General features: G+C 36.1%; 48 protein-coding genes. All 48 read left to right on the top strand.

All coding sequences use genetic code 11. The features are described from left to right. The first annotated feature begins 175 nt into the window (after positions 1 to 175). Positions 176 to 634: a hypothetical protein gene (locus NKT06_RS18130; protein WP_253437442.1), complete on the top strand. Its 459-nt coding sequence runs from the start codon at positions 176 to 178 to the stop codon at positions 632 to 634. Next, on the top strand, positions 618 to 869 hold the full coding sequence (locus tag NKT06_RS18125) for a hypothetical protein (RefSeq protein WP_253437439.1): 252 nt from the start codon (positions 618 to 620) through the stop codon (positions 867 to 869). The genes NKT06_RS18130 and NKT06_RS18125 overlap by 17 nt, the downstream gene beginning before the upstream one ends. 179 nt (positions 870 to 1,048) lie before the next feature. After that, positions 1,049 to 1,267: a hypothetical protein gene (locus NKT06_RS18120; protein WP_253437436.1), complete on the top strand. Its 219-nt coding sequence runs from the start codon at positions 1,049 to 1,051 to the stop codon at positions 1,265 to 1,267. Positions 1,268 to 1,305: 38 nt separating this feature from the next. Then, positions 1,306 to 1,803 (top strand): hypothetical protein, encoded by a 498-nt coding sequence (locus tag NKT06_RS18115; protein WP_253437433.1) that lies wholly within the window; start codon positions 1,306 to 1,308, stop codon positions 1,801 to 1,803. A 54-nt stretch (positions 1,804 to 1,857) separates the two neighbouring features. Next, the gene (locus tag NKT06_RS18110; protein WP_253437430.1) at positions 1,858 to 2,160 is read left to right on the top strand and encodes a hypothetical protein; all 303 of its coding nucleotides are present in this window, start codon (positions 1,858 to 1,860) and stop codon (positions 2,158 to 2,160) included. Positions 2,161 to 2,209: 49 nt separating this feature from the next. After that, complete coding sequence (locus NKT06_RS18105) at positions 2,210 to 3,001, top strand: hypothetical protein (RefSeq protein ID WP_253437427.1); 792 nt, start codon at positions 2,210 to 2,212, stop codon at positions 2,999 to 3,001. A gap of 13 nt (positions 3,002 to 3,014) precedes the next feature. Beyond that, complete coding sequence (locus tag NKT06_RS18100) at positions 3,015 to 3,194, top strand: hypothetical protein (RefSeq protein ID WP_253437424.1); 180 nt, start codon at positions 3,015 to 3,017, stop codon at positions 3,192 to 3,194. A 406-nt stretch (positions 3,195 to 3,600) separates the two neighbouring features. Then, positions 3,601 to 5,079 carry a DHH family phosphoesterase gene (locus tag NKT06_RS18095; RefSeq protein ID WP_253437421.1) on the top strand — a complete coding sequence of 493 codons (1,479 nt, stop codon included), beginning with the start codon at positions 3,601 to 3,603 and terminating at the stop codon, positions 5,077 to 5,079. 39 nt (positions 5,080 to 5,118) lie between these two features. Continuing rightward, a complete protein-coding gene (locus NKT06_RS18090) occupies positions 5,119 to 5,340 on the top strand; it encodes a hypothetical protein (RefSeq protein ID WP_253437418.1) in 222 nt (73 codons plus the stop codon). Positions 5,341 to 5,874: 534 nt separating this feature from the next. Next, positions 5,875 to 6,108 carry a hypothetical protein gene (locus tag NKT06_RS18085; RefSeq protein WP_253437415.1) on the top strand — a complete coding sequence of 78 codons (234 nt, stop codon included), beginning with the start codon at positions 5,875 to 5,877 and terminating at the stop codon, positions 6,106 to 6,108. 32 nt (positions 6,109 to 6,140) lie between these two features. Beyond that, positions 6,141 to 6,383 carry a hypothetical protein gene (locus tag NKT06_RS18080; RefSeq protein WP_253437412.1) on the top strand — a complete coding sequence of 81 codons (243 nt, stop codon included), beginning with the start codon at positions 6,141 to 6,143 and terminating at the stop codon, positions 6,381 to 6,383. Between the two features lie 36 nt (positions 6,384 to 6,419). Then, positions 6,420 to 6,716 carry a hypothetical protein gene (locus NKT06_RS18075; protein ID WP_253437409.1) on the top strand — a complete coding sequence of 99 codons (297 nt, stop codon included), beginning with the start codon at positions 6,420 to 6,422 and terminating at the stop codon, positions 6,714 to 6,716. Positions 6,717 to 6,860: 144 nt separating this feature from the next. Beyond that, positions 6,861 to 7,058, top strand: coding sequence for a hypothetical protein (locus tag NKT06_RS18070; RefSeq protein ID WP_253437405.1), 198 nt, complete (start codon positions 6,861 to 6,863; stop codon positions 7,056 to 7,058). Between the two features lie 17 nt (positions 7,059 to 7,075). After that, the gene (locus tag NKT06_RS18065; RefSeq protein WP_253437402.1) at positions 7,076 to 7,231 is read left to right on the top strand and encodes a hypothetical protein; all 156 of its coding nucleotides are present in this window, start codon (positions 7,076 to 7,078) and stop codon (positions 7,229 to 7,231) included. 13 nt (positions 7,232 to 7,244) lie between these two features. Further along, positions 7,245 to 7,430, top strand: coding sequence for a hypothetical protein (locus NKT06_RS18060; protein ID WP_253437399.1), 186 nt, complete (start codon positions 7,245 to 7,247; stop codon positions 7,428 to 7,430). A gap of 23 nt (positions 7,431 to 7,453) precedes the next feature. Next, a complete protein-coding gene (locus NKT06_RS18055) occupies positions 7,454 to 7,909 on the top strand; it encodes a hypothetical protein (protein ID WP_253437397.1) in 456 nt (151 codons plus the stop codon). 38 nt (positions 7,910 to 7,947) lie between these two features. Continuing rightward, positions 7,948 to 8,490, top strand: a complete 543-nt coding sequence (locus tag NKT06_RS18050; protein ID WP_253437394.1) for a hypothetical protein — start codon at positions 7,948 to 7,950, stop codon at positions 8,488 to 8,490. Positions 8,491 to 8,500: 10 nt separating this feature from the next. Beyond that, on the top strand, positions 8,501 to 9,601 hold the full coding sequence (locus NKT06_RS18045) for a hypothetical protein (RefSeq protein WP_253437391.1): 1,101 nt from the start codon (positions 8,501 to 8,503) through the stop codon (positions 9,599 to 9,601). 23 nt (positions 9,602 to 9,624) lie between these two features. After that, positions 9,625 to 9,942 (top strand): hypothetical protein, encoded by a 318-nt coding sequence (locus NKT06_RS18040; RefSeq protein ID WP_253437388.1) that lies wholly within the window; start codon positions 9,625 to 9,627, stop codon positions 9,940 to 9,942. Positions 9,943 to 9,979: 37 nt separating this feature from the next. Then, positions 9,980 to 10,414: a hypothetical protein gene (locus tag NKT06_RS18035; protein WP_253437385.1), complete on the top strand. Its 435-nt coding sequence runs from the start codon at positions 9,980 to 9,982 to the stop codon at positions 10,412 to 10,414. A gap of 54 nt (positions 10,415 to 10,468) precedes the next feature. Beyond that, positions 10,469 to 10,675 carry an Acb2/Tad1 domain-containing protein gene (locus NKT06_RS18030; protein ID WP_253437382.1) on the top strand — a complete coding sequence of 69 codons (207 nt, stop codon included), beginning with the start codon at positions 10,469 to 10,471 and terminating at the stop codon, positions 10,673 to 10,675. A gap of 234 nt (positions 10,676 to 10,909) precedes the next feature. Then, the gene (locus NKT06_RS18025; RefSeq protein WP_253437377.1) at positions 10,910 to 11,125 is read left to right on the top strand and encodes a hypothetical protein; all 216 of its coding nucleotides are present in this window, start codon (positions 10,910 to 10,912) and stop codon (positions 11,123 to 11,125) included. A 12-nt stretch (positions 11,126 to 11,137) separates the two neighbouring features. After that, positions 11,138 to 11,404 (top strand): hypothetical protein, encoded by a 267-nt coding sequence (locus NKT06_RS18020; RefSeq protein ID WP_253437374.1) that lies wholly within the window; start codon positions 11,138 to 11,140, stop codon positions 11,402 to 11,404. Between the two features lie 65 nt (positions 11,405 to 11,469). Then, complete coding sequence (locus tag NKT06_RS18015; protein WP_253437371.1) at positions 11,470 to 12,069, top strand: hypothetical protein; 600 nt, start codon at positions 11,470 to 11,472, stop codon at positions 12,067 to 12,069. Between the two features lie 66 nt (positions 12,070 to 12,135). Next, a complete protein-coding gene (locus NKT06_RS18010) occupies positions 12,136 to 12,513 on the top strand; it encodes a hypothetical protein (protein ID WP_253437368.1) in 378 nt (125 codons plus the stop codon). Between the two features lie 89 nt (positions 12,514 to 12,602). Then, positions 12,603 to 12,806, top strand: coding sequence for a hypothetical protein (locus NKT06_RS18005; protein ID WP_253437365.1), 204 nt, complete (start codon positions 12,603 to 12,605; stop codon positions 12,804 to 12,806). 246 nt (positions 12,807 to 13,052) lie between these two features. Next, positions 13,053 to 13,289 (top strand): hypothetical protein, encoded by a 237-nt coding sequence (locus NKT06_RS18000; protein ID WP_253437362.1) that lies wholly within the window; start codon positions 13,053 to 13,055, stop codon positions 13,287 to 13,289. 67 nt (positions 13,290 to 13,356) lie between these two features. After that, a complete protein-coding gene (locus tag NKT06_RS17995; protein ID WP_253437359.1) occupies positions 13,357 to 15,663 on the top strand; it encodes a ribonucleoside-diphosphate reductase subunit alpha in 2,307 nt (768 codons plus the stop codon). A 43-nt stretch (positions 15,664 to 15,706) separates the two neighbouring features. Continuing rightward, positions 15,707 to 16,738: a ribonucleotide-diphosphate reductase subunit beta gene (locus NKT06_RS17990; RefSeq protein WP_253437356.1), complete on the top strand. Its 1,032-nt coding sequence runs from the start codon at positions 15,707 to 15,709 to the stop codon at positions 16,736 to 16,738. Positions 16,739 to 16,759: 21 nt separating this feature from the next. Continuing rightward, positions 16,760 to 17,284 (top strand): pyrophosphohydrolase domain-containing protein, encoded by a 525-nt coding sequence (locus NKT06_RS17985; protein ID WP_253437354.1) that lies wholly within the window; start codon positions 16,760 to 16,762, stop codon positions 17,282 to 17,284. Positions 17,285 to 17,377: 93 nt separating this feature from the next. Beyond that, positions 17,378 to 17,596: a hypothetical protein gene (locus tag NKT06_RS17980; protein ID WP_253437351.1), complete on the top strand. Its 219-nt coding sequence runs from the start codon at positions 17,378 to 17,380 to the stop codon at positions 17,594 to 17,596. Then, positions 17,597 to 18,391, top strand: coding sequence for a thymidylate synthase (thyA, locus tag NKT06_RS17975; RefSeq protein ID WP_253437348.1), 795 nt, complete (start codon positions 17,597 to 17,599; stop codon positions 18,389 to 18,391). After that, positions 18,388 to 18,915 carry a dihydrofolate reductase gene (locus NKT06_RS17970; protein WP_253437345.1) on the top strand — a complete coding sequence of 176 codons (528 nt, stop codon included), beginning with the start codon at positions 18,388 to 18,390 and terminating at the stop codon, positions 18,913 to 18,915. The genes thyA and NKT06_RS17970 overlap by 4 nt, the downstream gene beginning before the upstream one ends. Before the next feature lie 80 nt (positions 18,916 to 18,995). After that, the gene (locus NKT06_RS31935; protein ID WP_367399866.1) at positions 18,996 to 19,499 is read left to right on the top strand and encodes a CPBP family intramembrane glutamic endopeptidase; all 504 of its coding nucleotides are present in this window, start codon (positions 18,996 to 18,998) and stop codon (positions 19,497 to 19,499) included. 184 nt (positions 19,500 to 19,683) lie between these two features. Further along, positions 19,684 to 19,971 (top strand): hypothetical protein, encoded by a 288-nt coding sequence (locus tag NKT06_RS17965; RefSeq protein WP_253437342.1) that lies wholly within the window; start codon positions 19,684 to 19,686, stop codon positions 19,969 to 19,971. A gap of 74 nt (positions 19,972 to 20,045) precedes the next feature. Then, on the top strand, positions 20,046 to 20,612 hold the full coding sequence (locus NKT06_RS17960; RefSeq protein ID WP_253437339.1) for a hypothetical protein: 567 nt from the start codon (positions 20,046 to 20,048) through the stop codon (positions 20,610 to 20,612). 13 nt (positions 20,613 to 20,625) lie between these two features. Then, positions 20,626 to 20,817, top strand: coding sequence for a hypothetical protein (locus NKT06_RS17955; protein ID WP_253437336.1), 192 nt, complete (start codon positions 20,626 to 20,628; stop codon positions 20,815 to 20,817). A gap of 41 nt (positions 20,818 to 20,858) precedes the next feature. Then, positions 20,859 to 21,305: a hypothetical protein gene (locus NKT06_RS17950; protein ID WP_253437333.1), complete on the top strand. Its 447-nt coding sequence runs from the start codon at positions 20,859 to 20,861 to the stop codon at positions 21,303 to 21,305. A gap of 13 nt (positions 21,306 to 21,318) precedes the next feature. Beyond that, complete coding sequence (locus tag NKT06_RS17945) at positions 21,319 to 21,705, top strand: BC1872 family protein (protein ID WP_253437330.1); 387 nt, start codon at positions 21,319 to 21,321, stop codon at positions 21,703 to 21,705. Between the two features lie 12 nt (positions 21,706 to 21,717). Next, positions 21,718 to 21,942 carry a hypothetical protein gene (locus tag NKT06_RS17940; RefSeq protein WP_253437327.1) on the top strand — a complete coding sequence of 75 codons (225 nt, stop codon included), beginning with the start codon at positions 21,718 to 21,720 and terminating at the stop codon, positions 21,940 to 21,942. 29 nt (positions 21,943 to 21,971) lie between these two features. Then, a complete protein-coding gene (locus tag NKT06_RS17935; RefSeq protein ID WP_253437323.1) occupies positions 21,972 to 22,382 on the top strand; it encodes a YopX family protein in 411 nt (136 codons plus the stop codon). Beyond that, complete coding sequence (locus NKT06_RS17930; protein WP_253437320.1) at positions 22,379 to 22,609, top strand: hypothetical protein; 231 nt, start codon at positions 22,379 to 22,381, stop codon at positions 22,607 to 22,609. Before NKT06_RS17935 ends, NKT06_RS17930 begins: the two co-directional genes overlap by 4 nt. 41 nt (positions 22,610 to 22,650) lie before the next feature. Further along, on the top strand, positions 22,651 to 22,893 hold the full coding sequence (locus tag NKT06_RS17925) for a hypothetical protein (RefSeq protein WP_253437317.1): 243 nt from the start codon (positions 22,651 to 22,653) through the stop codon (positions 22,891 to 22,893). 15 nt (positions 22,894 to 22,908) lie between these two features. Then, entirely contained in the window at positions 22,909 to 23,211 is a 303-nt protein-coding gene (locus NKT06_RS17920; protein ID WP_253437314.1) for a hypothetical protein, read from the top strand. A gap of 37 nt (positions 23,212 to 23,248) precedes the next feature. Then, positions 23,249 to 23,494, top strand: coding sequence for a hypothetical protein (locus NKT06_RS17915; RefSeq protein ID WP_253437311.1), 246 nt, complete (start codon positions 23,249 to 23,251; stop codon positions 23,492 to 23,494). After that, positions 23,491 to 23,769 carry a hypothetical protein gene (locus tag NKT06_RS17910; protein WP_253437308.1) on the top strand — a complete coding sequence of 93 codons (279 nt, stop codon included), beginning with the start codon at positions 23,491 to 23,493 and terminating at the stop codon, positions 23,767 to 23,769. The genes NKT06_RS17915 and NKT06_RS17910 overlap by 4 nt, the downstream gene beginning before the upstream one ends. A gap of 12 nt (positions 23,770 to 23,781) precedes the next feature. Next, positions 23,782 to 24,018: a hypothetical protein gene (locus NKT06_RS17905; protein WP_253437305.1), complete on the top strand. Its 237-nt coding sequence runs from the start codon at positions 23,782 to 23,784 to the stop codon at positions 24,016 to 24,018. 238 nt (positions 24,019 to 24,256) lie between these two features. Further along, positions 24,257 to 25,360: a hypothetical protein gene (locus NKT06_RS17900; RefSeq protein WP_253437302.1), complete on the top strand. Its 1,104-nt coding sequence runs from the start codon at positions 24,257 to 24,259 to the stop codon at positions 25,358 to 25,360. Positions 25,361 to 25,410: the final 50 nt, after the last annotated feature.

The following is a 25,410-nucleotide window of genomic DNA, read 5'->3' as shown; positions in this document are numbered from 1 at the left end:
CAGTAACAAAACAATCAATTTGGTACAGTGCAGGATATACGCCAAGCTTTACATATTGTCCTAATTGCCAAGGATCTATTGGTTGGCGTCCGAAAGAAGATCGTTGTTGGAGATGTAATCAGAAAGTCATTTGGAAGTAAGTAAATTGGATTAATAAACAATGGGGGATGATGCTATGAGTAAGACAAGAGTAGAAATTGTGCAACTAGTCTCTAAGAAAAAGAATCTAGCACAGAAGAAAATCAATATTTATTGCCTGACCCATACACACGATAGCAAACCTAGAGAGTACTGGGTAAGGGCACCATACTCAGTAAATGTATTCAATACACTAGTAGCATACATACAATTTGAAGTGTCTGATATTGAACAATCATACGGAATGGATCAAGAAGATGTGATAAAAATTCTTGAGCAGTTTTATGATTGTAAACAAACAGAAAAACCAGATAGAGGAACATATTTTGAAATTGATTTGTATTACAACTGGGAGTACTTCTGTAGTGCATATGACGATGTTCAAAAGATTGAGAGTATGAGACGTTTAGGACTGAAAGAGGCTTTAGTGGACAACGTTGAGCGATTTTATCAAACTCACCCAGAGTGGAGACCAAAAGATGTCGTTACAAATTAAGGATGAAACGGTATATGTGATTTATCGAAATGGTCAGCCATATGAAGCACAAGGCAGGAAGCTCGTTTACACATCCAAAGGAGCCGCTAATGGTGTAGTCACTAAGGAAGCTTGTGATGAAGCAAGATTATCTTATGACCGTGATTGGTATGAACTTAGTAATAGCAAACGAGAGTCTATGACGGAAAGAGTGAAACAGGAGTTCGAGGTTATAGAATATGGACCAAAGAGGTGAAAGGTGTATGTGGCAATTATACATTTGCGATGAAAATGGAGATATGAAGCCTTTTCTGAAGCCATTCGAGACACCTGAGGATGCAGAAAACATGGCTAAAGTTCTTGAAATTATGCCTTACTCGATTAGAAAATCTAAGTAAAATTTGAATTTCATAGGAAATAGGAAGGGGTATCTACTTGATTGGTTATACGTTTTTAGAGGCAGAGGCTATTGACAGAATGTACGATGAAGGAGTTTCTAGTAAAGTAATTGCAGACCAAATCAACAATGACTTTCATGAAGGCAAAAGCGTTCGAAACAAGCGTTCTGTTAACTATGTAATCAATAAGATATATCAAGAAGAAGATGGATGGTATGAGCGCTTGGAGAAAAAGTGGTTGAGCAAAGATAAATGAACCAGCAAAAAAATGTATATCTGAGGAGAAGATGAGCCATGGGAATGTATACAGGATTGAGATGTAAGGTCGTAATTAAGCCAGAATATCGTGAAGAATTGCAAAGATTACATGAAGAAGGTTATGAATGGGAAACCTCTGAATTCGATTTTATGCGGGAATATGGACAACTTGGTAGGGCATCATTTATCCCCCGCGGATCGTTATCCTACATGCCCAATGAATGGGAAGATATTCCTCTAAAAGAGGATGGCTCTCTAGATTATCGGAATGGAACTGCGACTGATGGATTTGTAAGAAGCTTTGACTCTGATACAGGATATTGGACATTCCAGTGCAGCTTAAAAAATTATGAGAATGAAATTGAATCATTTTTTGAAATTGTGCTGTCGAAAATTACAGAAAGCATCGAACATTTAGAATACTTCTATGAAGAATGGTCTAGCAGCGTATTCTATGATCTAGACGAAGGGGAAATTGCGAAAAGCACCAGAGAGGGAATTAAATATCAAGACAATAATTACGGTGGCTGGTAAATAAGAGTAAGTAAAAGAAGAGTTTGATGGAGAATCAGAAAGGAAGATGATGGAATGGTATATGTATTAACGAATGAACAAAAAGAGCTTATCAATGAGATTGTCAGTGAAGTTAACAATGAATGGTTTATCAAGTGTCACTCTCAAAATCCAGCTTTGTGGGATGATGAGATTTTGCACAATATCCCCCTTGAAACTATTTGCGAATACCTTGGAGAAAAGCTTTCAATAGAAAAAAAGCTACGATTGGCCTACAATAGCTTCGACAAATATGTAGTAGATGGTTATCAGGGAAGAGAAAGTGATTTCAAGGTAGGGATGCGCACTGCATGTGATATTTTAGGCATTGCCTTCTAGCAACTGAAAATCTAAGTAAAAATATACTTTCAAAGGAAGTTGGTGATGTATGGCTAAAAGCCTTAATGACTTTATAGAGCGAATAGACTTAGAGCAAAACAGGTTCCGAAAACAAAGAGCTTTACTTCTACAAGCAGCCGACAATCCAAAGTTGTTTTTTGAGAAAGCTTCTGAGGTTATCAAAAGAAAAGATTCTCTATTCAAAATCATGAGTGTTTACGAAGATGGACAGAGAAAGATGGATTCACAAGAACTTACGGAATACATAGGAACACTGTTAGATAGATTTTTTAAGCAAGAGTTAGACGACCAGAATGTAAGTGTTAAATTAAGCTCACACCCTTCGATGTACTGTGTAAAGGTAGATGATGATCAACTCGTACATTTCGACCCATATGAAAAGTATTATGGTCAAAGAAATTATCGTACTGCTCATCAATTACAAGAGGATTATGGCAGCACATTAGCACGACTCAATGAAGAGACAATTGAAGTAACTAGTAAGCTCGAAGATATGAAGAAAGCAAAAGAAGGTACGTATGAGTGGATTATCCAATTTTATATTAAGAAAAATAAAGGTGTATTGAAAAAGCTGCGTGGAATTGCGAAAGAATCATTGATCTACACTTTTAAAATGAAACAAATCAATGAAGGTATCGAGAAGAAAATTAAGAAATACGAGTGGCAACTAGAAGAACTCAAGAAAAGAAAAGATAAGCATATAGAGTGTGGAACAGGAATCGAAATGCTAGAACTAAGGTTGCAAGCAGCAGATGTTATATCGGATGTATTTAAGAAATATGGATATAGACATGAAGCAGAAAACCATAAACTCTACTAAAGGAGAATTACATATGAAAAATATTATTGCTAGTTATGCCCTTTTTGTCGGGTTGGTTGCAATGAATCGCCTTGCCAAACCTGTGCTTGAATCATATCCTTCACACGCTTTTGAATTGACGGCAATGTATGGGGCAACCACATTCCTATTGTGGATGATTGCTTTCAAGTATATTCACAAGAAGTTTAAATGAAACTGCTCTTTTACCTAGAATTGAAGATCAAAAAAGCCAGTAAACACAAGGGTTTTAAAATGCTGCTTAACTAATTTCTGAGGAGTGGATCGATTTGAGAAAAGTGAATATCAAAATCATCAACAAACATACAGGATTGGTAGACAAGTGGTTAACAAGTAGTTGGATAAATAATAATGAGAATATTGCATTACCTGAAAAATTCAAAATAGTAGTTCAGTAAAATGTTGAAAGGAGTGATTTTGCCATAGCATGGAAACAAAAGCAACCCAAAATTCCATTTGAACCTTATGACAATACATATTCAAAACTAGCGAAGATTAATGAGATTGAAAATATCGATGAATTTCTTAATCCACTCTCTAATGTGGTACATAATCCATATCTACTAAAGAATATAGATAAATTGGTTGAACGCATTGTAAGAGCAATTAAGAACGGTGAGAAGATTGTGATTTATGCAGACGTGGATTTTGATGGAATTTCTTCGACGGTGATACTATATAAAATCATACTAAGGTTCACTGATAATGTTCAGATCAAATATGTTGAACGTAGCCAAGGACACGGCTCTAAATTCATCATCGACCAAATTGAAGATGATACAGACTTATACATAGCAGTAGATAGCAGTAGTAATGATGTAGAGCCATTAAAAGTGCTAGTTGATAAAGGTATTGATTGTCTAGTTATAGATCATCATTCAGTTGATGTAGAGAATCCATACTGTATTTTAGTGAATCCTCAACAAATAGGATGTGAGTACCCAAATAAGAATGCTTCAGGTGGGCTGCTGGTATATAAAGTGTGCCAAGTAATAGATGATTATATGGATACTCGATACTCGCTTGAGTTGAGCGATTTGCCGGGATTCGCTTTAATGGCAGATGTTATGTGCATGAAGGAAATGGAGAATAGATATTTTGCAAAAGTGTCACTCAAAGGATTACGACATGAAGGTATGAAGCTATTGTTCGAAGCGATGAATTCAGACTTGAAAAATCTCACCTCGACAGATTTCTTGTATGGTGCTAGTCCAGCAGTAACAGCAGCAACGAGAGCCGACAATATAAAATTGGGAATAGACTTTCTGATGTGCGACAAAACTACGCCAGAAACTAAGGGATATGTTAAAGAACTAATCAAACTAAATGAAAACCGCAAACTTGTCCAGTCAGAAGCCACTGAAGCAATGAAAACGGGACTTTGTGAAACCGACAAGGTGATTATAGTTTTTGATCCTACTGTTGGAAGAGGACTGAATGGTCTAGTGGCACAAGAGATTTCGAAGAAGTATAACAGACCAGCAATTGTGTTGGGTTTTGGAGATGACGAAGATACATACTCAGGAAGCTTCAGGGGATTAGATGACTTTTCGATGCTGGAATTATTAAAGACTTGTGAGAATGTGATTTATGCCGCAGGACACGATGGCGCAGGTGGTGTGGGTGTATCAATAACTCATCTTGAATTGCTTCGACTTGAACTCAACTCCAAACTTCAAGACTTTGTACCGGACGACACTATATATTACGATTTAGAGTTTAGTGCTGATAGTGTTAATGAAAATCTAATCAACTATCTTACAGAGTTTTATCGTTATTCAGGCAATAACTTCAAGCCCGGAACATTCTTAATCAAAGACTTATTCATCTCTGATAAGAAATTGATGGGCAAGAGCAATAACACAGTAAAGATTGATTGTGGAAAATTACAATTGATGAAGTTTAAAACAGATGAAGAGTATTACGACCAAGTACCAGTATTCACAGAAGTTGAAGCTGTAGGTTCACTTAATATGAACATGTGGACTCAGTATCGACCAAAGAAGAAAGTAATTAAGACATGCCAATTATTCATTGAGGATTATCAAGAAGTAAACTAAACAAATATAATACTTAAACGAATGGAGAGATATATACATATGAAATTATACGGAATTGCGACTAACAACATTAATCAAAGCGTGGTAATCGACAACCTACCAACAGACTATCTAGGTGCAGTCATTGCAGCGAAACAACAGGCAGCGAAAAAGGGCTTCACGTTCCAATATGTTAAGCCAGCAGAAAATGGTCGAAAGGAAGGATCTGTGTTGACTAAATTTAAGAAACAACGTACTCAACGCAAATCTAATAAGCGGTAATACATATGAAGAAACAAAAAGTAAGGATAAAGGTTTCGGAGCACGCGAAGCTTCGCTGTGAGCAAAGTAATGTTGGAGTGGGATATCTCATTAAGATGATATCCTCCATTCCAAACGTACAAGGAAAATTAAGATGGATGACTGAAAAGGGTGTAATTGTGATTGAAAGAGTGAATGAAGGCTTGATTCTAGTTCGTACATTCATCGCTCGATTCAAATATAAAGGCAAGAGATATCGTAAAGGTTGTATGACTTTTTAATACATAGACAGGTGATCGAATGGACAATGAAGCCCAAGAATTTATTTTTGGCAGAGTTGTATTTAGTAGGCTAGTAGCATATGAAAGACCGGAATTTGTAGCCAAATATATAGAGAGACATAAAGAGTATGATAGAATGAACAATTTTTATGATCTAAAGGATAGATTGATGAAAAGACGTATCCGAGCAATTAAAAACCATTGATATATAAGGCTTTTGTAAGTCAGATATCTAGGTAAAAGAACTGTTTCATCAAGAAAGGAGAGAATGAAGATGGACTTAGTTATCTATGTCAATGAAGAATTTGAAGATGAGAAGGCATTGTACGATCTTGACGAAGGTAAAGTGTTATTGCAGGGAGACCAGTATCATGATGGTATTGGCAGTCGTATCGCTGGATATTTAGATGCACTTCATGACTATGGCATTTATATGGATTATACAAACAAAGAATGGATTAATAAAAATCACGAACATTTTAAGTTACTAGGGTTTTATTCTGAGTAAAATACAAGTTTCAATAAGAAAGGAGCTCTTAAATGGCATCGATAGATTTTTCTAAATTAAATATTAAGTTAAATAATCGTGAGCTTGCAGATGAAATGGTCAAATTTCTAACCAGCAAATTGGGACTAGAGCATAGTCAACTTTGTCTTTCCTCTCTTCAAATCATTGAAGACTCAGTTTGGAAGAGAAATTCAAATTCATTGGCGCTACTTATCACAAGCGATCCTGAAATGGTGTCACTTTTCAAGGCTGCTAAGCAGATAGCGAGTTTATAAAATAGTGGTTTCACAGAGATTCTAAGGAGAGATACTATGCCAAATTATTTAAACAGCAAGAACGAGAAGAGTGTTTACTTGTATGTTTACGGTGATGATTACGCAGCAATCGATTTTTCAAGAAATTATAACCCTCAAGTAGTATATGAGGAAATGTGTAGCAATGGTGAAACTCATAAGATTATTGACGAGAACGAGTACATTGAATTGAGGATTATTGAGTTTGATAAAGTAGACAGTACATTTGTAGATTGGATAAAAGATAACTTGTGTGATTATGATCAACTGAAAGGCCGGGATATCATCGAGGTGCAGCCAGTTCAGTCTACATAAGATTTTCATAGAATAGGGGAACCATATATGGAAGAACTAAGTAAGCAGATGAATATTGCAATGAATTCAACAAGAGAATCTGGATTAGTTATTGGAGAGGCAATGAAAAGTGTCTTGAAGAGATTGAATGAAGGAGGTAAATGAATGTTTCCTGAACTTAGTAATTTTGATATCAACAATAGACTTGAAGTTTTACGAACACAACAACGAAAAATCAACAATGAAATTGCAATGCTTGAAGAAATGAAGAGTCGTAAGCTGTCTGAAGAATATGGTAAATACACTATAGCTAAAGTCAGAAAAAAAGATATTTATGATCCTTACCCAACTGTTCGATTCTAGAAGGGAGAAATATATAGATGGAAGTATTAATTGAAAAGATTATTGAAGATATTGAAGTATCACTTAATTACTACAAGGATACAGATCCAATTGCTCATGATGGTGAGATTCTAGGATTACAGGAAGCACTAGATATTATTCAAGATCAGTACGAAATTAGCAAACATACATAGAGGAGAATTGAATATGTTGATTATTGATTTGGAGAATGAAGAGAAAACCTTCACAAAGGTAGATGAAGCTGTGGAATTTTGTGAGAAGGAGTTTGGTTACAGGGGCACTATGTGGGATGCGGTTAAGCGTAGATGTAATTTGAATCAACTTTGTGAGCTACTTCGAGAAGATGAGATTTGTGCTTGGATTCATCCATAAAATAATAGGAGTGATTTAATTACATGATGATTTTTCTGTCAATTTTATTCTTTGCGGTTAACTTGAACACAATTTTCAAGGGTTCGTTTTTTTCAGAAACAAATCGAAAATTAAAGTTACTTGAGATTGAGCAAATACAGAGTAATGAATCAATTGAAAAAAGAAACATGGACTATCTTAAAGCAGGATGTTTGCCTCTGATCGGTGCCTTAGTATATATCATTGTGGAGATTACCTTTCTTATAAACGCATTTAATTACGATAATGCTAAGTATCCAACTTTATTTATCGTAATGCTCCTGCTGCTGTCTTTAGTGGTTGGATTTTCTAAGAAAAACATTAATAAGATGAACGAAGAAGAATTAGTAGCTACAAAGTTTAAGATTTTGAGTTCAAAGAAAGTAAGTTTGAAAAGTATCATTAGAGGTTTAGTTTGGACTACATATTATGGATATATGATTTACGTAATTGTAATTTAAGTGAAAGATATATTTGATAAAGAAAACGGAGTGAATATATGAAAAAAGCACTTATAAGCATTGGAATCATTATTGGGGTCTTAATTCTAGTCATAGCAATTAGTGTAGGAACAATTTGGAGTCATCGTAATACAGCAGTAAAACTTGAAGAAAGAATTGAAGCACAGTATGTTAGCAATCAATCTAATTACGATAACATGTGGAAGAAATTTAAAGAGATGACTCAGGTAACAGATCTACAAGCAGAACAAATTAAGGATGTATACACTGGACTTATTGCTGGGAGATATGATGATCAAGGGCTCCTCTTTAAGATGGTACAAGAACAAAACCCGCAATTAGATACATCAGTTTACAGTCAACTTCAAAGGGAAATCTCAGCAGGAAGACAGCAATTCGATAATAACCAGAAGCAAATTACAGACATTATCAGAGAATATAATACATATATCAAAGTTCACTTTATTATGGCTTCAATCACACAAAGAACGATTTATGACATGAACAAATATGTTATTACATCGGAGCAAACACAGGATGCCTTTAAGACTAAAAAAGCAGATGTAATTGATCTGAAATAGGAGCATCTAAATGGCAATGTTTATATGTGTAGGAGTGTTAGCACTAGTTCTTCTAGTTAGATTTGCAACAAAAGCGAGATGGGGACTGGCTTTAGGAGCTGTCTTAGCATCATTTATTTTCACTCCACTATTTGTATTTATTGATTACTCAAGTCAGACTACAGCAACTGAAGTTTGGTCTGGTCGTGTAATCGGATGGGAACACAATGAAGAGTGGGATGAATGGCATCAACCCGTAACTAGCTGCTCAAATAATAATGTGTGTTCTACAACTCCCGGCTATTGGGAACATCACGATGCTACAAATTATATTAAAACTACTGATAACGGGAGAGTTCAGGTACATGTCTCTCCCGATGGTAGAAAATTAAACGACAAATGGCCTAATACAACCGAAGAACTAAAAGTGTTGTGGCCTTATAATACTCCAACAGCTTCAACACATACATATGAGAATAAAGTTCAAGCATCTTATTCGATTTTCAAGCATGACGACATAGATTTAGATAAGTTTCCCAATCTACCCGATTACCCTGAAGCAATGCGTGATTACATTTATGTTGATAGGATTTTGGGCGACGTTAGAGACAAAGATAAAGCACTGACAGTACTAGCTGAAGTAAATTCGGAACTTAACAGACCAGTACCTAATCCTGAAAAGCCCGGTAAAACAATGTCGTGGAAACAGGTAAATATTATTTTCGTCAATGTAGGGACCAATACAGATCCAAGTTACGGTTTTGCTCTACAGGATAAGTGGGAAGGTGGAAACAAGAATGACTTTGTGATTGCCTTCTCTACCAATGAAGACAACAAGGCTATCTGGAGTTATCCATTTTCGTGGAGTGAGGTAGAGTTACTTAAGTTAGATGTCAGAGACTATATGTTAAATCAAAACAATCTTAATGACTTCACAGCAGTTGTACATGACGTAGGAGATCTTGTTGCTGATAAATTTGTACGTAAGCAGTTCGCTGATTTTAATTATCTTCAGATTGATACCAGCAAAGGTGCATGGATTTTTATCTGGATAGTAAATAGTCTGATATTTATTATTACAGCAGGTCGGATGTTGAAGGAACATGGAGAAACCAAATGGTTTAAGTATTAGGAGGTGACAAGATTATTGATAAAATGTGGATAGTTGGAATAGAGAAATATCCAAAGTATCAAGTCGTTATACAGATTGTAGATTTAGAAAAGGGAAAGTATCTGACTCCAAAAACAATCAGAGCAAGCAACCTCGAACAATTTGCTGACGAATTGGTTCTAAGTATCTTACATAGCCAACCCAATAAGATCATATTTGATGAGTTTTATGATGGCAAGCTCTTCAAAGAAGTAGTACTAAACAAATTAGAATTAATTAGATTTAAGATTGATACTGATGGAAGTGTACTTGGCTACTTTGATCAAAATCATAGCGAAACGCCAAAGTTTAAGTTTTATTGAAAGTCAAATTTTATCAAGAAGGAGATGCTTATAAATAGTGAGAGAAGCAGAATCCATTGAAATGTTTAATACGGAATCTAAATGGCACAGTAATATGCTGGAGATATTTCTTAATGTGAATTTTACATTTATTCCTTGGGAGAAATTTTTAGCTGAGGTGGGGATAGCTGCTGAAGAAATTGAATCAGTGGGAATCTCTCCGCCGCATACCGAAGATTTTTTCGATTGGAAAACACACCAATTTACTACAGAAAACTTTGTTGTTGAAATAAAAGGTAAGATCCTTTCAGATTGTTTTAATGCTGGCCTTTACCGTCAAAAGCAAGGATTAGAGAGGCTATATCTTGTATTTGATGTACTGGATCACAATAGAAACATTGTTAAGATAGATCATACGAGTAAAGCAGGTATAAATTACTCTATTGATATAAGAGGAGTACTTTTATCTGAAAAAGGCGATTATGTCATTTGATGAAAGTACCTCTGAATAAGAAATAATATAAAACCAACTAAAGGAGATACATATATGAATCCGCAAATTGAAAATAATTTTTCCTATCATGCACCAAAAGAGGGTCAACCTCAAAAGTATGAAGAGATTCGCGAAGCAGCAAAAGAGTTGGCTTACCTGTTGGAAGAATCAGTACCCAATAGTCGTGAGAAATCACTGGCAATGACAAATCTTGAACAGGCTGTATTCTGGGCTAACGCTGGAATCGCTCGTAACGAATAAGGGGGATTAATAAATTGACAACAAAGTAAAAGAGCTTGTACGAGAACTTGATAACCTACATGGTGATTATGAATGGGAGTATGATAAAGCTTTGAGCCTGAAAAACAAATATCATGAGCAGCAGGGAAGATATGAAAAGATTGGTGAAAAGATAACTGAGAAATTGAGAGAGCTCCAGAAGGTAGATCCAAACTATGAGTACGAAACCGATTGTATTTAAGAGAGGTAGACTATATGAAACAATACGATGAAGAGACCGAAGAGTACTATGTATTTAAGATGACGAATGCTGACGATGTTGCTTTAAATGGTGATCAGGCAACAGTTATTAAGACGCATCACGAGAGTTTGCCTCCTACAGATATCATTGCCAAAGAAGTGAAACGTTCAGGATTTGATACTTTTGAAGTCACTCATGTTAAAGAAACAGTTAAAAGATATCAAGTATAGGAGAATAATAACTTGAAAAATCCATTCAATAAAAATAGTGAAGGAAAATATGTTGTAGACATACATACCTTTCAGGCTTTAAATAATTATCTCTATTGCCCCTTTCCAGAAGACAGAGATCGAGAAAAGTTGATTAATGCACACAGATATTATATGCAAATGCAAAATGATTATCCTGAGCATGAAACAGTTCCACTTATCCTAAGAAACTTCGGAGGAGAGGTAATTATTGAACTTCATATGAATGGATATGTGCTAGATGTATGGGGAAACCGATAAGACTATGAAATGCACATTTGATAGAGAGGGGTGAGTTTTTGCAGACTCTAATAGACGCAAACACTATGCTGAAAATTGAAGATATCTTCATTGAGAATTTAACTACAGCAGCCAGAACAAAAGAGTTAATTGATACAAACAAGAGACAGCGATTATTGGGTAAGACAGCCTCATTAATACGTTATGCCAAAAAACATGACAATATTGCTGTAGTTCTTAATGAAGATAAAAGTTCAGTAGCGAGTAAAAGGGTTTGGTATGACTATAAAAATATTTTCTCAGTTTCAGAGCTTGATTTTGCTTATTTCGATGATTGTGTTTATGCAGTAATTGATGAGTTTGTAGATATAAACACCGTTGAGGGCTATGGCTTAACAGTATTAACCGGATACAAGCGATTGGATGATGTTAATTATCATATGCATAAGGTTAAACAGATTATCGAAAGCAATAAGACTAACACATTCCTTGTCACTAATTTTGTTGATTTCAACAAAACATTTAAGATAAAGAGTACAGGCGAGAGCATTGGCGAGTTTTATAAAAGCTTAGTAAGCGAAATAGGGGAGATATCTGACTGTTTTGTTGATGTGAAGATTAACGGGATAAAAACTCTAAGATTTTGTTCGGATAATTATTATTATTTGCTTCCACATAGTGTATGACTGATCAAGTTTAAATAAAGTGTACCTTTCATAAAGAAGTAGAACATTAAACAAACAACAAGGGAGATGGATAGAATAGCAGCATACGGACAACAGGTTTGGGGATCAGCAGACATCAATCACCAAGTGACAATTACATCAAGCAACAACACATTTACGTTTAGCATTGACGATACCCCATACACTATTACACTGCCAAATGGCACGTACATGACAATTAGGGAGAAGCATGAATCCGAGTTGATTCAAGCAATAACTTTGGCAACGTCTTCGTTGAGTATTCCTGTACAATTTAAACTCGGTGGAATGCACTATGATCAGAAGTACAATGTGCTTATCATTGAACATACAGACAAAGATAATAATCATGTATTGGATAATTTTACTGGTAGTGCAAACGATACGTTGTTTGGTACTATTAAATTCAACCTTAATCCAAGATGATAATAAAGAATAAAAATACATATTGACGTTTTATATATTATGAATTAAACTAACAATATAAACAAAACAACTAAGAAGAGGTGTTGAAGATGGACAGAAATAATCGGATTCAAAAGTCACTTGATAAATTAAACAAAAGCTTAGAGGATCTGAATATGGCTCTTGATCGACAACATCTCAATAACAACAAGATGAAGCAAAGTGCAAAAGAGTATTTCCAAGTTAGAACCCATCTTGAGATGAAAAGAGAGCGAGAGGGCAGTAAGGAGTGGAAAAGCGATTCGACTAAATGAAGCAACATTAGATTTATCTAGAGTGCTAATCGACTGTTTTAAAGCTGACATTGGCACAGAGAATGAGAGTATGCTACACGAAGACAACTACATTAGTAAAACAATGAAAAAGAAGTTAGGTAAAAAGCAGTTCGATGAATTTGATAAGTATGGACAAGAGGTGTGGAGAAATGCTTGGGGAGAGTTTGATCGAGTTACTTTCCACACCAGAGATAGTTAAGTGATTATTTCAAGGAGGTGATGATAGTGCAGTTTAATGTGTTATTGCAACACGATTTCGGAGAGCAGACAGAGGATCTGGATTTCTTGGTGAACGTAGACGAGGAAGATTGTTATGAAATGGCAGGAGAAAACCCAGTTACCACTGATATTATGAAGCAGGTTGCAGTTGAATACGCAATAGTAAGATTCTTTAAGCAAAATCACGTATTCAACATCGGTGATATGATTACTGTTTTAGAAGTTGAAGAGATGTACACATAAATAATACATATGATTTAATGAAATAATTCTTTTACACAGATATAGACATTTGAAAGTGAGGATTTTAATGCCCCGATTAGTAAACAAACCGAATAACAGACAGCTAGCTTTTGATGAGAATAGAATTAATACATATGCAGATAGAGTAATGAGTGGATTTGATTTAGACAAGGCAAAGTTAGTCAAAGGTGTTAACAGTAAACTAAGACGCGATGAGGTAACAGCGGAAGAGATCAGTGAAGCTTTCTCAATGACAGCTCTAGATTTGGTCACAAAAGAAGAACTAAATTGGAAGTTTGTTGCTGCAAGAGGACTATTGACAAAGCTCTATAAAAAGGCCGCCAACAATCGAAAATATAAATCATATATTGATGAGCCATACGGTTCATTTTATCCTCTGATTCAAACTTTAGTTGAGAAAGGAATCTTCAGAGAAGAACTTCTCACCTGTTATACAAAGAAACAGATTGAAGAATTGGGAGAGTATATTAACCCAGAGCATGATCTGCTGTTCGACTATATTGGATTGCTTACTCTAACAGAGCGTTATCTTACTCATGACTTTGATGGAAAGTTAATGGAACTACCACAACAAAGATATATGGTTATTGCGATGTATCTAATGCATCAAGAGCCCGAAGATAAACGTATGGATCTTGTCAAAGAATCCTACTGGGCAATGAGTAACCTGTATATGACTGCTGCTACACCAACAATGTCCAACGCAGGGAAAAAAGTTGCTGGTCAATTATCTAGTTGTTTTATTGACACTGTAGATGACTCGTTGGAAGGCATCTTTGATTCCAATACAGATGTGGCACGACTTAGTAAAACAGGTGGAGGAATTGGGGTCTACCTAGGAAAAGTTAGAGCAAGAGGCTCTGACATTCGAGGGCACAAGAATACGAGTTCAGGTGTAGTGCCTTGGATTCGCCAACTAAACAATACAGCAGTCAGCGTAGACCAGCTTGGTACACGCAAAGGTGCAATTGCGGTTTATTTGGATGTATTCCATCGTGATATTCTAGCTTTTCTTGATCTGAAGCTCAATAATGGCGATGAACGAATGAGAGCACACGATATCTTCCATGGTATCTGCCTTCCCGACTTATTCATGGAAAGAGTTGAGAGTCGAGGAGAATGGAGCTTGTTCTGTCCACACGAAGTAAAGTCTATTATGAGATGGAAAGATAGTGATGGGCGACCACTTGGATTGGAAGACTTCTATGACGAGGAAATGGGCAAAGGAACCTTCAGAGAAAAATATGAAGAAGCAGTAAACCATCCTCTGCTACAGAGGATCACTGTTCAGGCAATTGATATTATGAAGCGTGTGATGAAATCTCAATTAGAGACTGGAACACCGTATATGTTCTATCGTGATACAGTGAATCGTGCTAACACTAACGGTGCACACGGAATGGTATTTTCCTCAAATCTTTGTACAGAGATTATGCAAAACCAATCTCCTACTGTAGTTGAAAAAGAAGAATTGGTAACTAAAGACGGTCAAACTCGTATCATTATCTCTAAAATTCCCGGTGACTTTGTAGTATGCAATCTCAATTCCACTAACTTGTCTAAAGCAGTACCAGATAATGTTCTTGAGCGACTTGTCCCAATTCAAGCTCGTATGCTAGATAATGTTATCGACATCAACAATATTGATGTATTGCAAGCTCAATACACGAATGCACAGTATAGAGCCGTTGGATTAGGAACGTTTGGACTTCACCACCTGCTTGCTCTCGAAGGCATTCATTGGGAGTCTGACGAAGCTGTAACGTATAACGATAATCTGTATGAAAAGATTAACTATCTACTTGTTAAAGCAAGTATGGATCTGTCTAAAGAAAAAGGACATTATCCTAAATTTAAAGGCTCTGACTGGGACACAGGAGAGTATTTTGTTAAGAGAGATTATGTTTCAGGTGAACGAGAAGGAAAATACATAACCACCGAACAGTGGAAAGAGTTGCAAGCTGAAGTACAGAAAAACGGTATCCGTAATGCTTGGCTGTTCGCCATTGCCCCAAATGGATCTACATCAATTATTGCTGGCTCAACTGCATCGATTGATCCACTATATGAATTAATTTCATATGAAGAAAAGACCACATATAAAATCGCTAATCCAGCTCCAGATCTGTCCGAAAGAACAAGCCCTTATTACCAAACGGCGTTCATGGTGGATCAACATGCATCCGTTAATATGGCGGCTGCCCGTCAACGTCACGTCGATCAGGGGCAAAGTTTTAACTTTTATGTTCGACCAGAAATCAAAGCAACTGACTTCTTAGCACTTCATCTTCATGCATGGAGAGCAGGTATGAAAACTACCTACTATGTTAGAAGTAGGGCTTTAACAGTTTAAGGTTGCGAGTCATGCGTTAGTTAAATATAAGGAGAATACGTAATTGAAAATTCAGAAAATCTTCAACACGGAAGCACCAAACAAATCTACGCGAATTATTGAGGGGGAAAATTCGGGTATCCTTAACTGGAACGATATTCGAATGCCTCACATGTATAAACTTTACAAGGTTTTGCTGCTTAATCATTGGATTGCAGATGAAATTCCCATGTCTAAAGACGCTTCACAGTTCACTCAACTTAGTAAAGTGGAACAGGATACATTTAAAATTAACATTTCGCTGCTTGCAGTATTGGACTCAATGCAAACAATGTTTGTTGGCGATGTTAAAAGGTATTTTACAGACTCATCGTTGGAAGCAATCTCTGCAATCATTGGGCAGCAAGAAGTTGTACATAATCAGTCTTATTCCTATGTACTTTCCTCAATTGTATCCGATCAAGAGCAGAAAGAAATTTTTGAGTACTGGAAACATGATCCTGTGTTGCTAGAGCGGAACCAATTCATCTCAGATATTTATCAGGAATTCCGTGACGACCCTAATCCACAAACGTTCTTTAAATCAATGGTGGCAGATTTGATCCTAGAGGGCATCTTCTTCTATAGTACATTTGCATTTTTCTATAACTTGGCTCGTGATCAAAAAATGATGGCGACTAGTCAGATGGTTAGCTATATACAAAGAGACGAGAACCAACACTGTTACTTCTTTGCTGAGGTATTTAAACAGCTACTTGTTGATTTCCCTGAGTTGAACACAGCAGAGAACATAGATTATGTATATAGAACTATTGATCAAGCAGTTAAACTTGAAACAAATTGGGGTTACTATACACTCAAAGATATTCAGAGTATTGATCTGGATGAGTTGAGCGACTATATCAAGTACACGGCAAATAAACGTCTGAAGCTGATGGGCATGGAGAAACTATATGATGGTGTAGATGTGAACTGTATGCCTTGGATTAAGCCGTTTTCGGATGAAGCTTTGAACTCAACAAAAACCGATTTCTTCGAGGCTAAGTCTCGTAACTATGGTAAAGTTGGCGATGATAACGGATTTGATGATTTGTAAAAGGGAGATAGATGCATAGATATGACAAACTCAATTAATAATAAAACTGATTTTATGAAGGTACGAGAGTTTCAAAAAGCATTTAACTGTCCAGCACCAGAAACACCTACAGCATTAGATGATAAGTTAGTTACGAATAGAGCCAATTTTATTATGGAAGAAGTAGTTGAGCTACTATATGCATCATCTGATGGTGACAAAACAAGGTTTAATGAATTTGTACACAACCTTATTAATTCAATTTACGATACATACAATAAGCAACTAACCAAACCATTTCCTGAAGATCGTCTGATTGGACAGGTTGATGCGCTAATTGACATTAAATATTTTGCTGAAGGTGGACTTGTTGAAGCATCGGTTATCCCTGATGTGATTTTCGATATTGTCCATAGTGCAAACTTATCCAAAATCTTTCCAGATGGAAAGCCGCATTATAACGAAGTCGGTAAAGTAATTAAGCCTGATGGATGGGAAGCGCCAGAACCAAAGATTGAGAAGGAAATCAAGCGCCAGATTGATTTGGGAACATTACGATTTAACTAATACATATGGGCGGTGGTTAATCCACTGCCCTTTCATTTGAACATTAAGAGAAAAGCAAAAACGACATAAGAAACTAAAAGGAGAATGCACAAAATGATGAGATATACGTATTTATATGAGGTTGTATCAACAGGCGAAAAATCCGAGTTCAGCCAAATGGCAACAAGCAAGGAAGAGGCCGCTGCACTGATCATTGCTCGTATAGCCGATCTGGAGTTTACAGATGAGTCTGATATCAAGCTAGGCAAAGTCATTAACATCAGCAAAAAGGTGGGAGATAACTACATTGCTTGCGAAGGGTGTGCGTCTTAAGTGAAAAACTATCTCGATTTATTGAAGGATATTCTGAACAACGGCGTGCATAAAGGAGACCGTACAGGAACAGGAACACAATCTGTATTTGGCAGACAGCTCCGTTATGATCTGTCCGAAGGATTTCCGCTGGTAACAACCAAACGAATTCATCTCAAATCGGTTATTCATGAACTGTTGTGGTTTTTGAGTGGCGATACCAATATATCTTATTTGAAGGAAAACGGTGTGAAGATATGGGATGATTGGGTTGATGAGAACGGTGATCTAGGGCCAGTATATGGCTCGCAGTGGCGCACATGGGAAGCACCAAACGGAGAAAAAATCGATCAGATCTCCGCAGTCATTGATTCGATCAAAAATAATCCGGATTCACGACGTCATCTTGTCAGCGCATGGAATGTGGCAGAGATCAATAATATGAAGCTTCCACCTTGTCACTTTGCGTTTCAATTTTACGTTGCAGAGGGTAAATTATCATGTATGCTTACGATGCGTTCTGTGGATACGTTCCTCGGGTTACCGTTCAACATCGCGAGTTATGCGCTCTTGACTCATATGATCGCGCAGCAATGTGATCTTGAGGTGGGTGATTTCATCTGGTCTGGAGGGGATGTTCACATCTATTCTAACCATGTTGATCAGGTTAAAACTCAGATGGAGCGTGAACCTTATGCTTTACCTAAGCTGGTAATCAAACGTAAGCCGGATTCTATTTTTGATTATAAGTTTGAAGACTTCGAGTTCGAGAACTATCAGCATCATCCGGGCATTAAAGCTCCAATTGCCGTATGAGTAAACTTTCGATTATTGTTGCAACCGATAAGAATGGTCTGATTGGGAATGATGGTAGGTTACCTTGGCACATACCTTGGGATTTGAAGTACTTCAAAGAGATGACAGTCGGAAAAAATTTGATAATGGGAAGAAAAACATACGAATCCATAGGTAAGATTCTGCCTAACCGAACCAATATTATTTTAACCACCAAAGAAAATTATCAAGCCGAAGGTTGTATTGTTGTAAATAATATGGATGAAGTAATTAAGATAGCAAATGAATCGATTGTAGACTCATTCGTTATAGGCGGCTCCTCAATCTATGAACAGTTTATTGCTCGTGTTGAAGATATGTACATAAATGAGATTCAATCTGTATTTGAGGGAGATGCATATTTCCCAACTTATGATGAGAATGAATGGGATGTTACTGAAGAGCAACTAATTGAAACTAATGAAGGCGAAAAATGTTACAAAATAATAGTTAAATATATTCGAATAAATAAGAATAAATATATGTACAAACAATATAATATGTGATAAGATGAGTACAGGTTAAAGAACCTGTACTTTTTCTTATTTAAGGAGATGAGACATGAGAGGAGAAATGATCAGTTTAAATGAAAGTATTGCTGCTGCTACCAACAATATTATTAGTTGTAATTATCAGAAATCACAAACATTGGATCACGCATGAGAAGATTAAAGATATCGTCACTTTGAATTTTTGGAGACACGTTTTCTATGCTACAGCATTATCATTTATGGGGTTCAACATTATAACGTCTTTGACAAGTTCAAATGATACCACTACTCAAACAATCATTAGTTTGCCAATTGTTTACGTCTACAGTATATTGTTTAGTCCTTTAATTGAGGAACTGATATGCAGAAAATTTGTGTTTGGATGGTTAGATAAAAGATTTGGATTCATTATTGCAGCTCTAATGAGCTCATTGGTTTTTGCAATTCCGCACTTTAGTTTTTCATTAGCTTTAGGGTACATTTGGTTGGGACTTGTATGGTCGTGGCATTACAAGAAAAGTGAAAATATCTTAGTAACAATAGTGAGTCATTCAATTTATAACTACATAACAATCTTATTGATGTCGATGGGAGGATAGTAAATACATATGGTCAACAAATTGATTCAATATCTGTTTTGGAGTAAAGCGTTTGAGGGAATCAGAGAAGCACACAAGAAAATGTGTTATGAGTTAGGTAGATATGATGAAGAACAAGAATACTGTTATACATACATAGATGAAAAGTATCAAAAATAATAAAAAAATAAGAGGTAAAATACATATGAAAATTAAAAATAATGTTGTTGAGAAGTATGCAGAACTCTGTCCTTTGAGTTACATGAAATGTGATTCATTCAGTGAAGTGGAGTACAAAATCGAAAGAAGTATTGCGCTGGGACAAGCGATCAAGAGAACTGACAAAGAGAGGCACGTTCAATATTACCATAACTGTTTCATTATTCAGAACAATACTGTAGTGGATATGTACAAGGACTTGAGCAAATGTGTTGATGTGCGGAAATCGGTTAAAAATGCTTACGACTGGAAGGCAGGAAAAGCAATCGTTTGAATGAAAGCCGTCTTTTATTAAAACTCATAATACATATAACAACGTACAAACAACATATTAAGGAGATGAATAACATGGAATATCCAAGAAATATTGAATTGTCTACTCACGCATTCGAAAGAGTACAGGAGCGATTCCCTGACTATGGAAAAAACAAAAAGATGGCTACAGATTATATACGCTCAATTTTAAAGAATTCTGAATATATTGGAGTTGTCCCTGATCAAGATGGAAAAGACTCGCATATGTATGTCTTCAATTATAGTACTGCTGTACACATTAGTTATGACTTAGAAGCAATCACAACTGTATATCGTATTGAAGTAGACACAGTTAAGCGAAACAAACAAATTGGATTTAGAAGTAAGGTAGAAGAGTTGTACAAGAAAGAATTTCGCAAAATACATAGAACAGAATCTTCAAAACGCAAACAGATGAAATATTCTAAGGCAAAAAATGAAGCAGAAATTGCCGCACTAAAATATAAGCAGTTGGTAACACGTTCTGAAAATGTAAGAGGGGCATGTGCAAAAAGAATCGTTGAGTTACAGAACGAGATTCTGATTAAAGAGAATGAAATCAAAGACATGCAAGTATTGAAGCGAAGTGTTGCCTACGCCATTGCAACAGCGAGCTATTAAGGAGGTTGGCTTAATGAACATTCTTGAAGCAGCCCAGTATAGTGCGAATGGATTTACAGTTATTTCGAATCAAGGTAAGAGATATTCTCCAGATTCGCTCAGTATCAAATGGATTGGGGGTCACTATGCATCTATGGATGGTTGTGGAATGACAGAATCCGAACGTAAGGGAGAATGGGAAGCGGTAATTAGCCTCAAAAGTTAATCAAAATCTAATTTTATCAAAATATCTAGGAGGTATAACACATGGCAATTGAAGCACATCGTTGTAACGTAACAGATTGCAAGGGATTCATCGTATTTGAAAATGCAGACTTTGATAAACCAGAAGTGGTCGATGGAATGTACCAGTACACAGCCCCAAGGTGCACAGAATGTGAAAAAGAGTATAAGGTTGTTCCTCACTATATCGTAATTAGCTTGGATGAATACGGAGATATGGAACACGTTGAATCGGCATGTATCACCGAATATGAAAGACGAGCGAAGGAGCGTAAGATTGAAGAGGAAACAGATCCGTGGGAACGTGTTCGCAAATTCATTGAATTCAGCGGCTACACGTACTCAGTGAACGATGTCATTTACGCATACGCTGACTATCGGCAAGAGCCACGGTATTTAAGCCATAGCATGAAAGATTGCATCGACAACCTGAAAGAATCGCTTGATAAACTTGTGCCATTTGGCATGTAGGGAGGATACATAAATGACAAAAACATTGACCCGGGAGCAAGTATTGGCGATGGAGCCAGTGGAAATCGACCGCTATATTCATTCAAATTTGTTTAATGGCGAAGATTTAACAGGATTTAAGTATAGGCATGTAACTTATACAATACCCGACAGACGCGTTTTTGTTAAAGAAATTGATACAGGCGTGATATGGAGAGAATGCCTAGCTTATTCCCTAGAGATATCATCTGCATGGGAAGTAGAAAAGAAGATCAAGGAACTTAGGTTACAGGCTAAATATTGCACAGCATTAAAACAGGTTGTGGTTGGCACAGGAGAATATGTAGGAATGTTTGATTATATCCATGCAACACCTGAACAACGCTGTAAGGCAGCACTATTGGCTGTACTGGACATTTAGGAGGACTCAAGAATGAATCAATACCTTGTATGCTTTAAGACAAAAACGGAGTGGGAAGTTGGACTAATGTTTAAAATTGATGTCTCTGTGAATAGACCAAACAATCCATCTGATGATGAGGTTATCAACGATTATTTGAAGTTGTACTATGGAGAATCTATAGATTATGAAACACTCCAAAGATATGTATTAAGCGATGTTATACATATTGATGAAGATTATTGTGTAGAAACTTGACTAGAGATCAATAAGGAGATGAAGTGAAATTGAAAGTAATTGATGCAGATAAGCTTACTCAATGGGTCAATAAAGAGAGATTGGAATTGGAGTCAGAAGGACAGTCAGTACTAAGTATGATATTGAAAGAAATTGTGAATGGAACCTTTGATATAACTGATCGTTATATTGGAATTGACGATAGTAATGGTAAAAAGATGTATGAAGGCAGCATTATGAAAATCACCTTTGACTCTAATTACTCAGAAGAAGAGTACTACGTTGGAGTCATTAAATATGGAGCAGAACGTGGATATCCAGCCTTTGATTTGGAACCATGGATTGATTGTGACATGAATGCAATTAGTTGGCTCAAAAGTGAGAGTGATCCATCTGTAATCAAGTATGAGGTAATTGGAAGCATACGCGATAATCCAGAACTATTGGAGGCTAAGCAATGAAAGAGAAAACAATTAAGTTCACAGGTAAACCAAGCGGCGACTACGAGTCATTTGTATGGGATGTTATCAAGGAAGACTTCATCAGGATATTAGGTAGAGAGCCAGATGAGGACGATCAAGCCGAAGTTACTGAGGGAAGGTATATGATTTACCCAAATAATCTATTAAAGGGCTTTGATGAACAAGATAAAGATTTTGAATTTGAAATTACTATCAAATGTCTGTGAAAGTCTAGTTTGATCAAGAATTAATAGAGGAGTGTAATGAAATGTTTTATGTAATGGTTAAGAGTGGAACGAACGGATATTCAGATTATGATGATTGTGATTTACTTCTCACTGAGATTCCAAGCAGCAACATTCCTCGTATTGGAGAGATACTTGAATTTGGTGATAAAGAAAACTTTACACGAAAGAAATATTTAGTGAGAGAAATTAAGAGAAGTTACAATTTTAAGTCAGACAAACATGAGTACGGTGAATGGACTTATGTATATGTAATTAATGCTTAATCAGGAGGAATGTCAATGCTAAGAATTAAAGAAGATTACTTTCAAAACATTATAAGTAATATTAAAGATAGGATGTTGAATTTTGATACTGAGGGCGGATGTGCATGTGGGCGACTAGAGATTAAATTAAGCGATCATTTGTATTTGAGCGTATATCGAAGTTGCCGTAAAGCAAATGCAACTCCAAACGAAAAACTTTGGCACATTGAAGACGTTGAGTTTTACAAGCAGTCGTTCGAGTATGCGGAAGATGAGCATCCAGAAGAAGTTAAAATGAAACTCGACAAAGAACAAGAATACATATTGATAGATCTTTGAGAGCAGTAACAGAAGAAGATTGGGGAGAAGAGTATAGATGATTTACGTAATTGAATACGAACATCTAGCAGACGAGCTAGTGAGGAATGAAAGGACAGAATGGCACTTCAAACAAGTTAAAAAGTACGCCAATAAATTTAAATTAGAATTAACAGATGAGGAATTCAGAGGGCTATTCACTCTACAAAAGAAGGATAAGGATATAGGCTGGATTATGCACCAAATGAGTTATGGTAGCACATTCACCGATGCACTAATCTCGTACATAGGTTGGTTAAGATGAAATATCATATTACCCCAAAACAAGCAAAAGAAGTTACAGAGGAACAGTTTTACTCTTTCTTTAGTGATATTGTACCTCGTAAAGATTGGGCCAATTATCATCATAGGAAGATGGACATTGGTAAGATGATTGACTATTTAGATGAAGTAATAATTAGCAAAAGTGTTATAGATGGAATGTGGAATGTGGCTGCTTTTGATAAACACTACGAAGGAAAAGAGTTTGTTGATGCTTTATGGCAAGCAATGAAGGATGATATCGAAGCGTATATATAGGAGGATTAGAGTATGGAAGAATATTACGAACACCTTCAGGTTATCAATGATACTTTAGTTAACAAAGGTGACTACTTTTTTAAGGAAAACAGCGCTGCTCGAAGATTTGCAAGCGAAGTATTATCAGAGGCAGAAAATCAATACTCAGATGAGGGGTTTTATCACACTTATGAGGATTTTAAGGATTTCCTTTATACTCATCATGTAGATAGTATTGCCTACTTTATCTATGAAGAGAAATATAAATAAGATGATGAAATACCTGTTTTACAGAGAAATAAAAGGAGGAGATTTAGTTGAAATGGCTGATATGGACAATTAGATCTTGGTCATGTGATCATGAGTGGTTGTATGAAGAAGGTGTTTTTAAAACACTTTATGTAGATTATAACCAAACGACATCCAAGACCAGAATTTCAGCTACATGTTCCAAGTGTGGTTGGCATCGTAAATATGACAAATTCTAATAGTAAAGGGAGATGATTAATTGAGCAAATATGAATTGAGCCTATCAAAAGACTATGTTCCCAGTTGGACTGTAGTAGATGCAGTACGAGAACTTTTTCAAAATGCACTTGATCAACAAACGGTTAAATCAAACAATGAAATGTTCTTCGATTACGACAATCAGAAACAGGTGCTTTGCATTGGCAATAAATCATCAATTTTGGACGTTAGAACGTTACTCCTTGGTTCATCTACAAAAAGGAACGATCCAAATACAATTGGTCAGTTCGGCGAAGGTTATAAGATTGCAACATTAGTGCTAACCAGATTAGAAAAGAAAGTTACCTTTTATAACTACGGAGTCAGGGAAGTGTGGAATCCTAGATTTGTAAAAGCTAGAAGATATGGCGGGGAAGAGATTCTCACATTTTTTATCGATAAAAAGTTTATCTGGAATAAGGTTCCTGATAATGATTTAACAATTACAATAGAGGGTATCACTCAAGATGAATACAAAGAAATTGTAGATTCCAATCTCCATTTGCAGGACGTTGGTAAAATTATTGAGAGTAGATTAGGAAGAGTTCTCGAAGAAGAGAGATATAGAGGCAAGGTTTTTGTAAATGGATTATTTGTGTGTGATTACAATGAGTACACACAAGGATACGACTTTAAACCTGAATACATAAATATAGACAGAGATCGCAAGTTAGCCGATTCATTCCAATTAAGATGGTTGTCATCTAAAATGCTAAAAGGCGTTGATTCAGATAGAACTTTAGACTTAATTAAGAACAATGCAGCAGATGTTCAATACATAGCAAGTGTGGATGGATCTGATAAGTTATTTGATAAAGTATACGAAGACTTTTTGGATGAAAACGGAGAAAGTGCAATACCAGTAACCAATCAAGATGACTATAATAGAATATCGAAATCGGCTACTCACAAACCAGTGTATGTATCAGAAAGCTATGCTTCTTCAATAAAGAAGAGTCATAAATATACTGTGCCTCTCATCAAGGTGGATCTAAAAGAAACGATAAATTCACGCTTAGTAAAATGGTTGGATTTACACAAACAGAGTTTATCCAACAAAGCTATTAGGCAACTTGAAGAGATTATAGATGACATTGCAGAGTAGTTATATAAGATAATGAAACAGTTGTTTTACAACAAAAAAAGAGCAGCCAC

Origin of the sequence: Paenibacillus sp. 1781tsa1, from assembly GCF_024159265.1 — a bacterium.
Lineage (GTDB): Bacteria > Bacillota > Bacilli > Paenibacillales > Paenibacillaceae > Paenibacillus.
The sequence above is the reverse complement of the archived record's forward strand: the minus strand, read 5'-3'. Positions and strand labels throughout refer to the sequence as shown.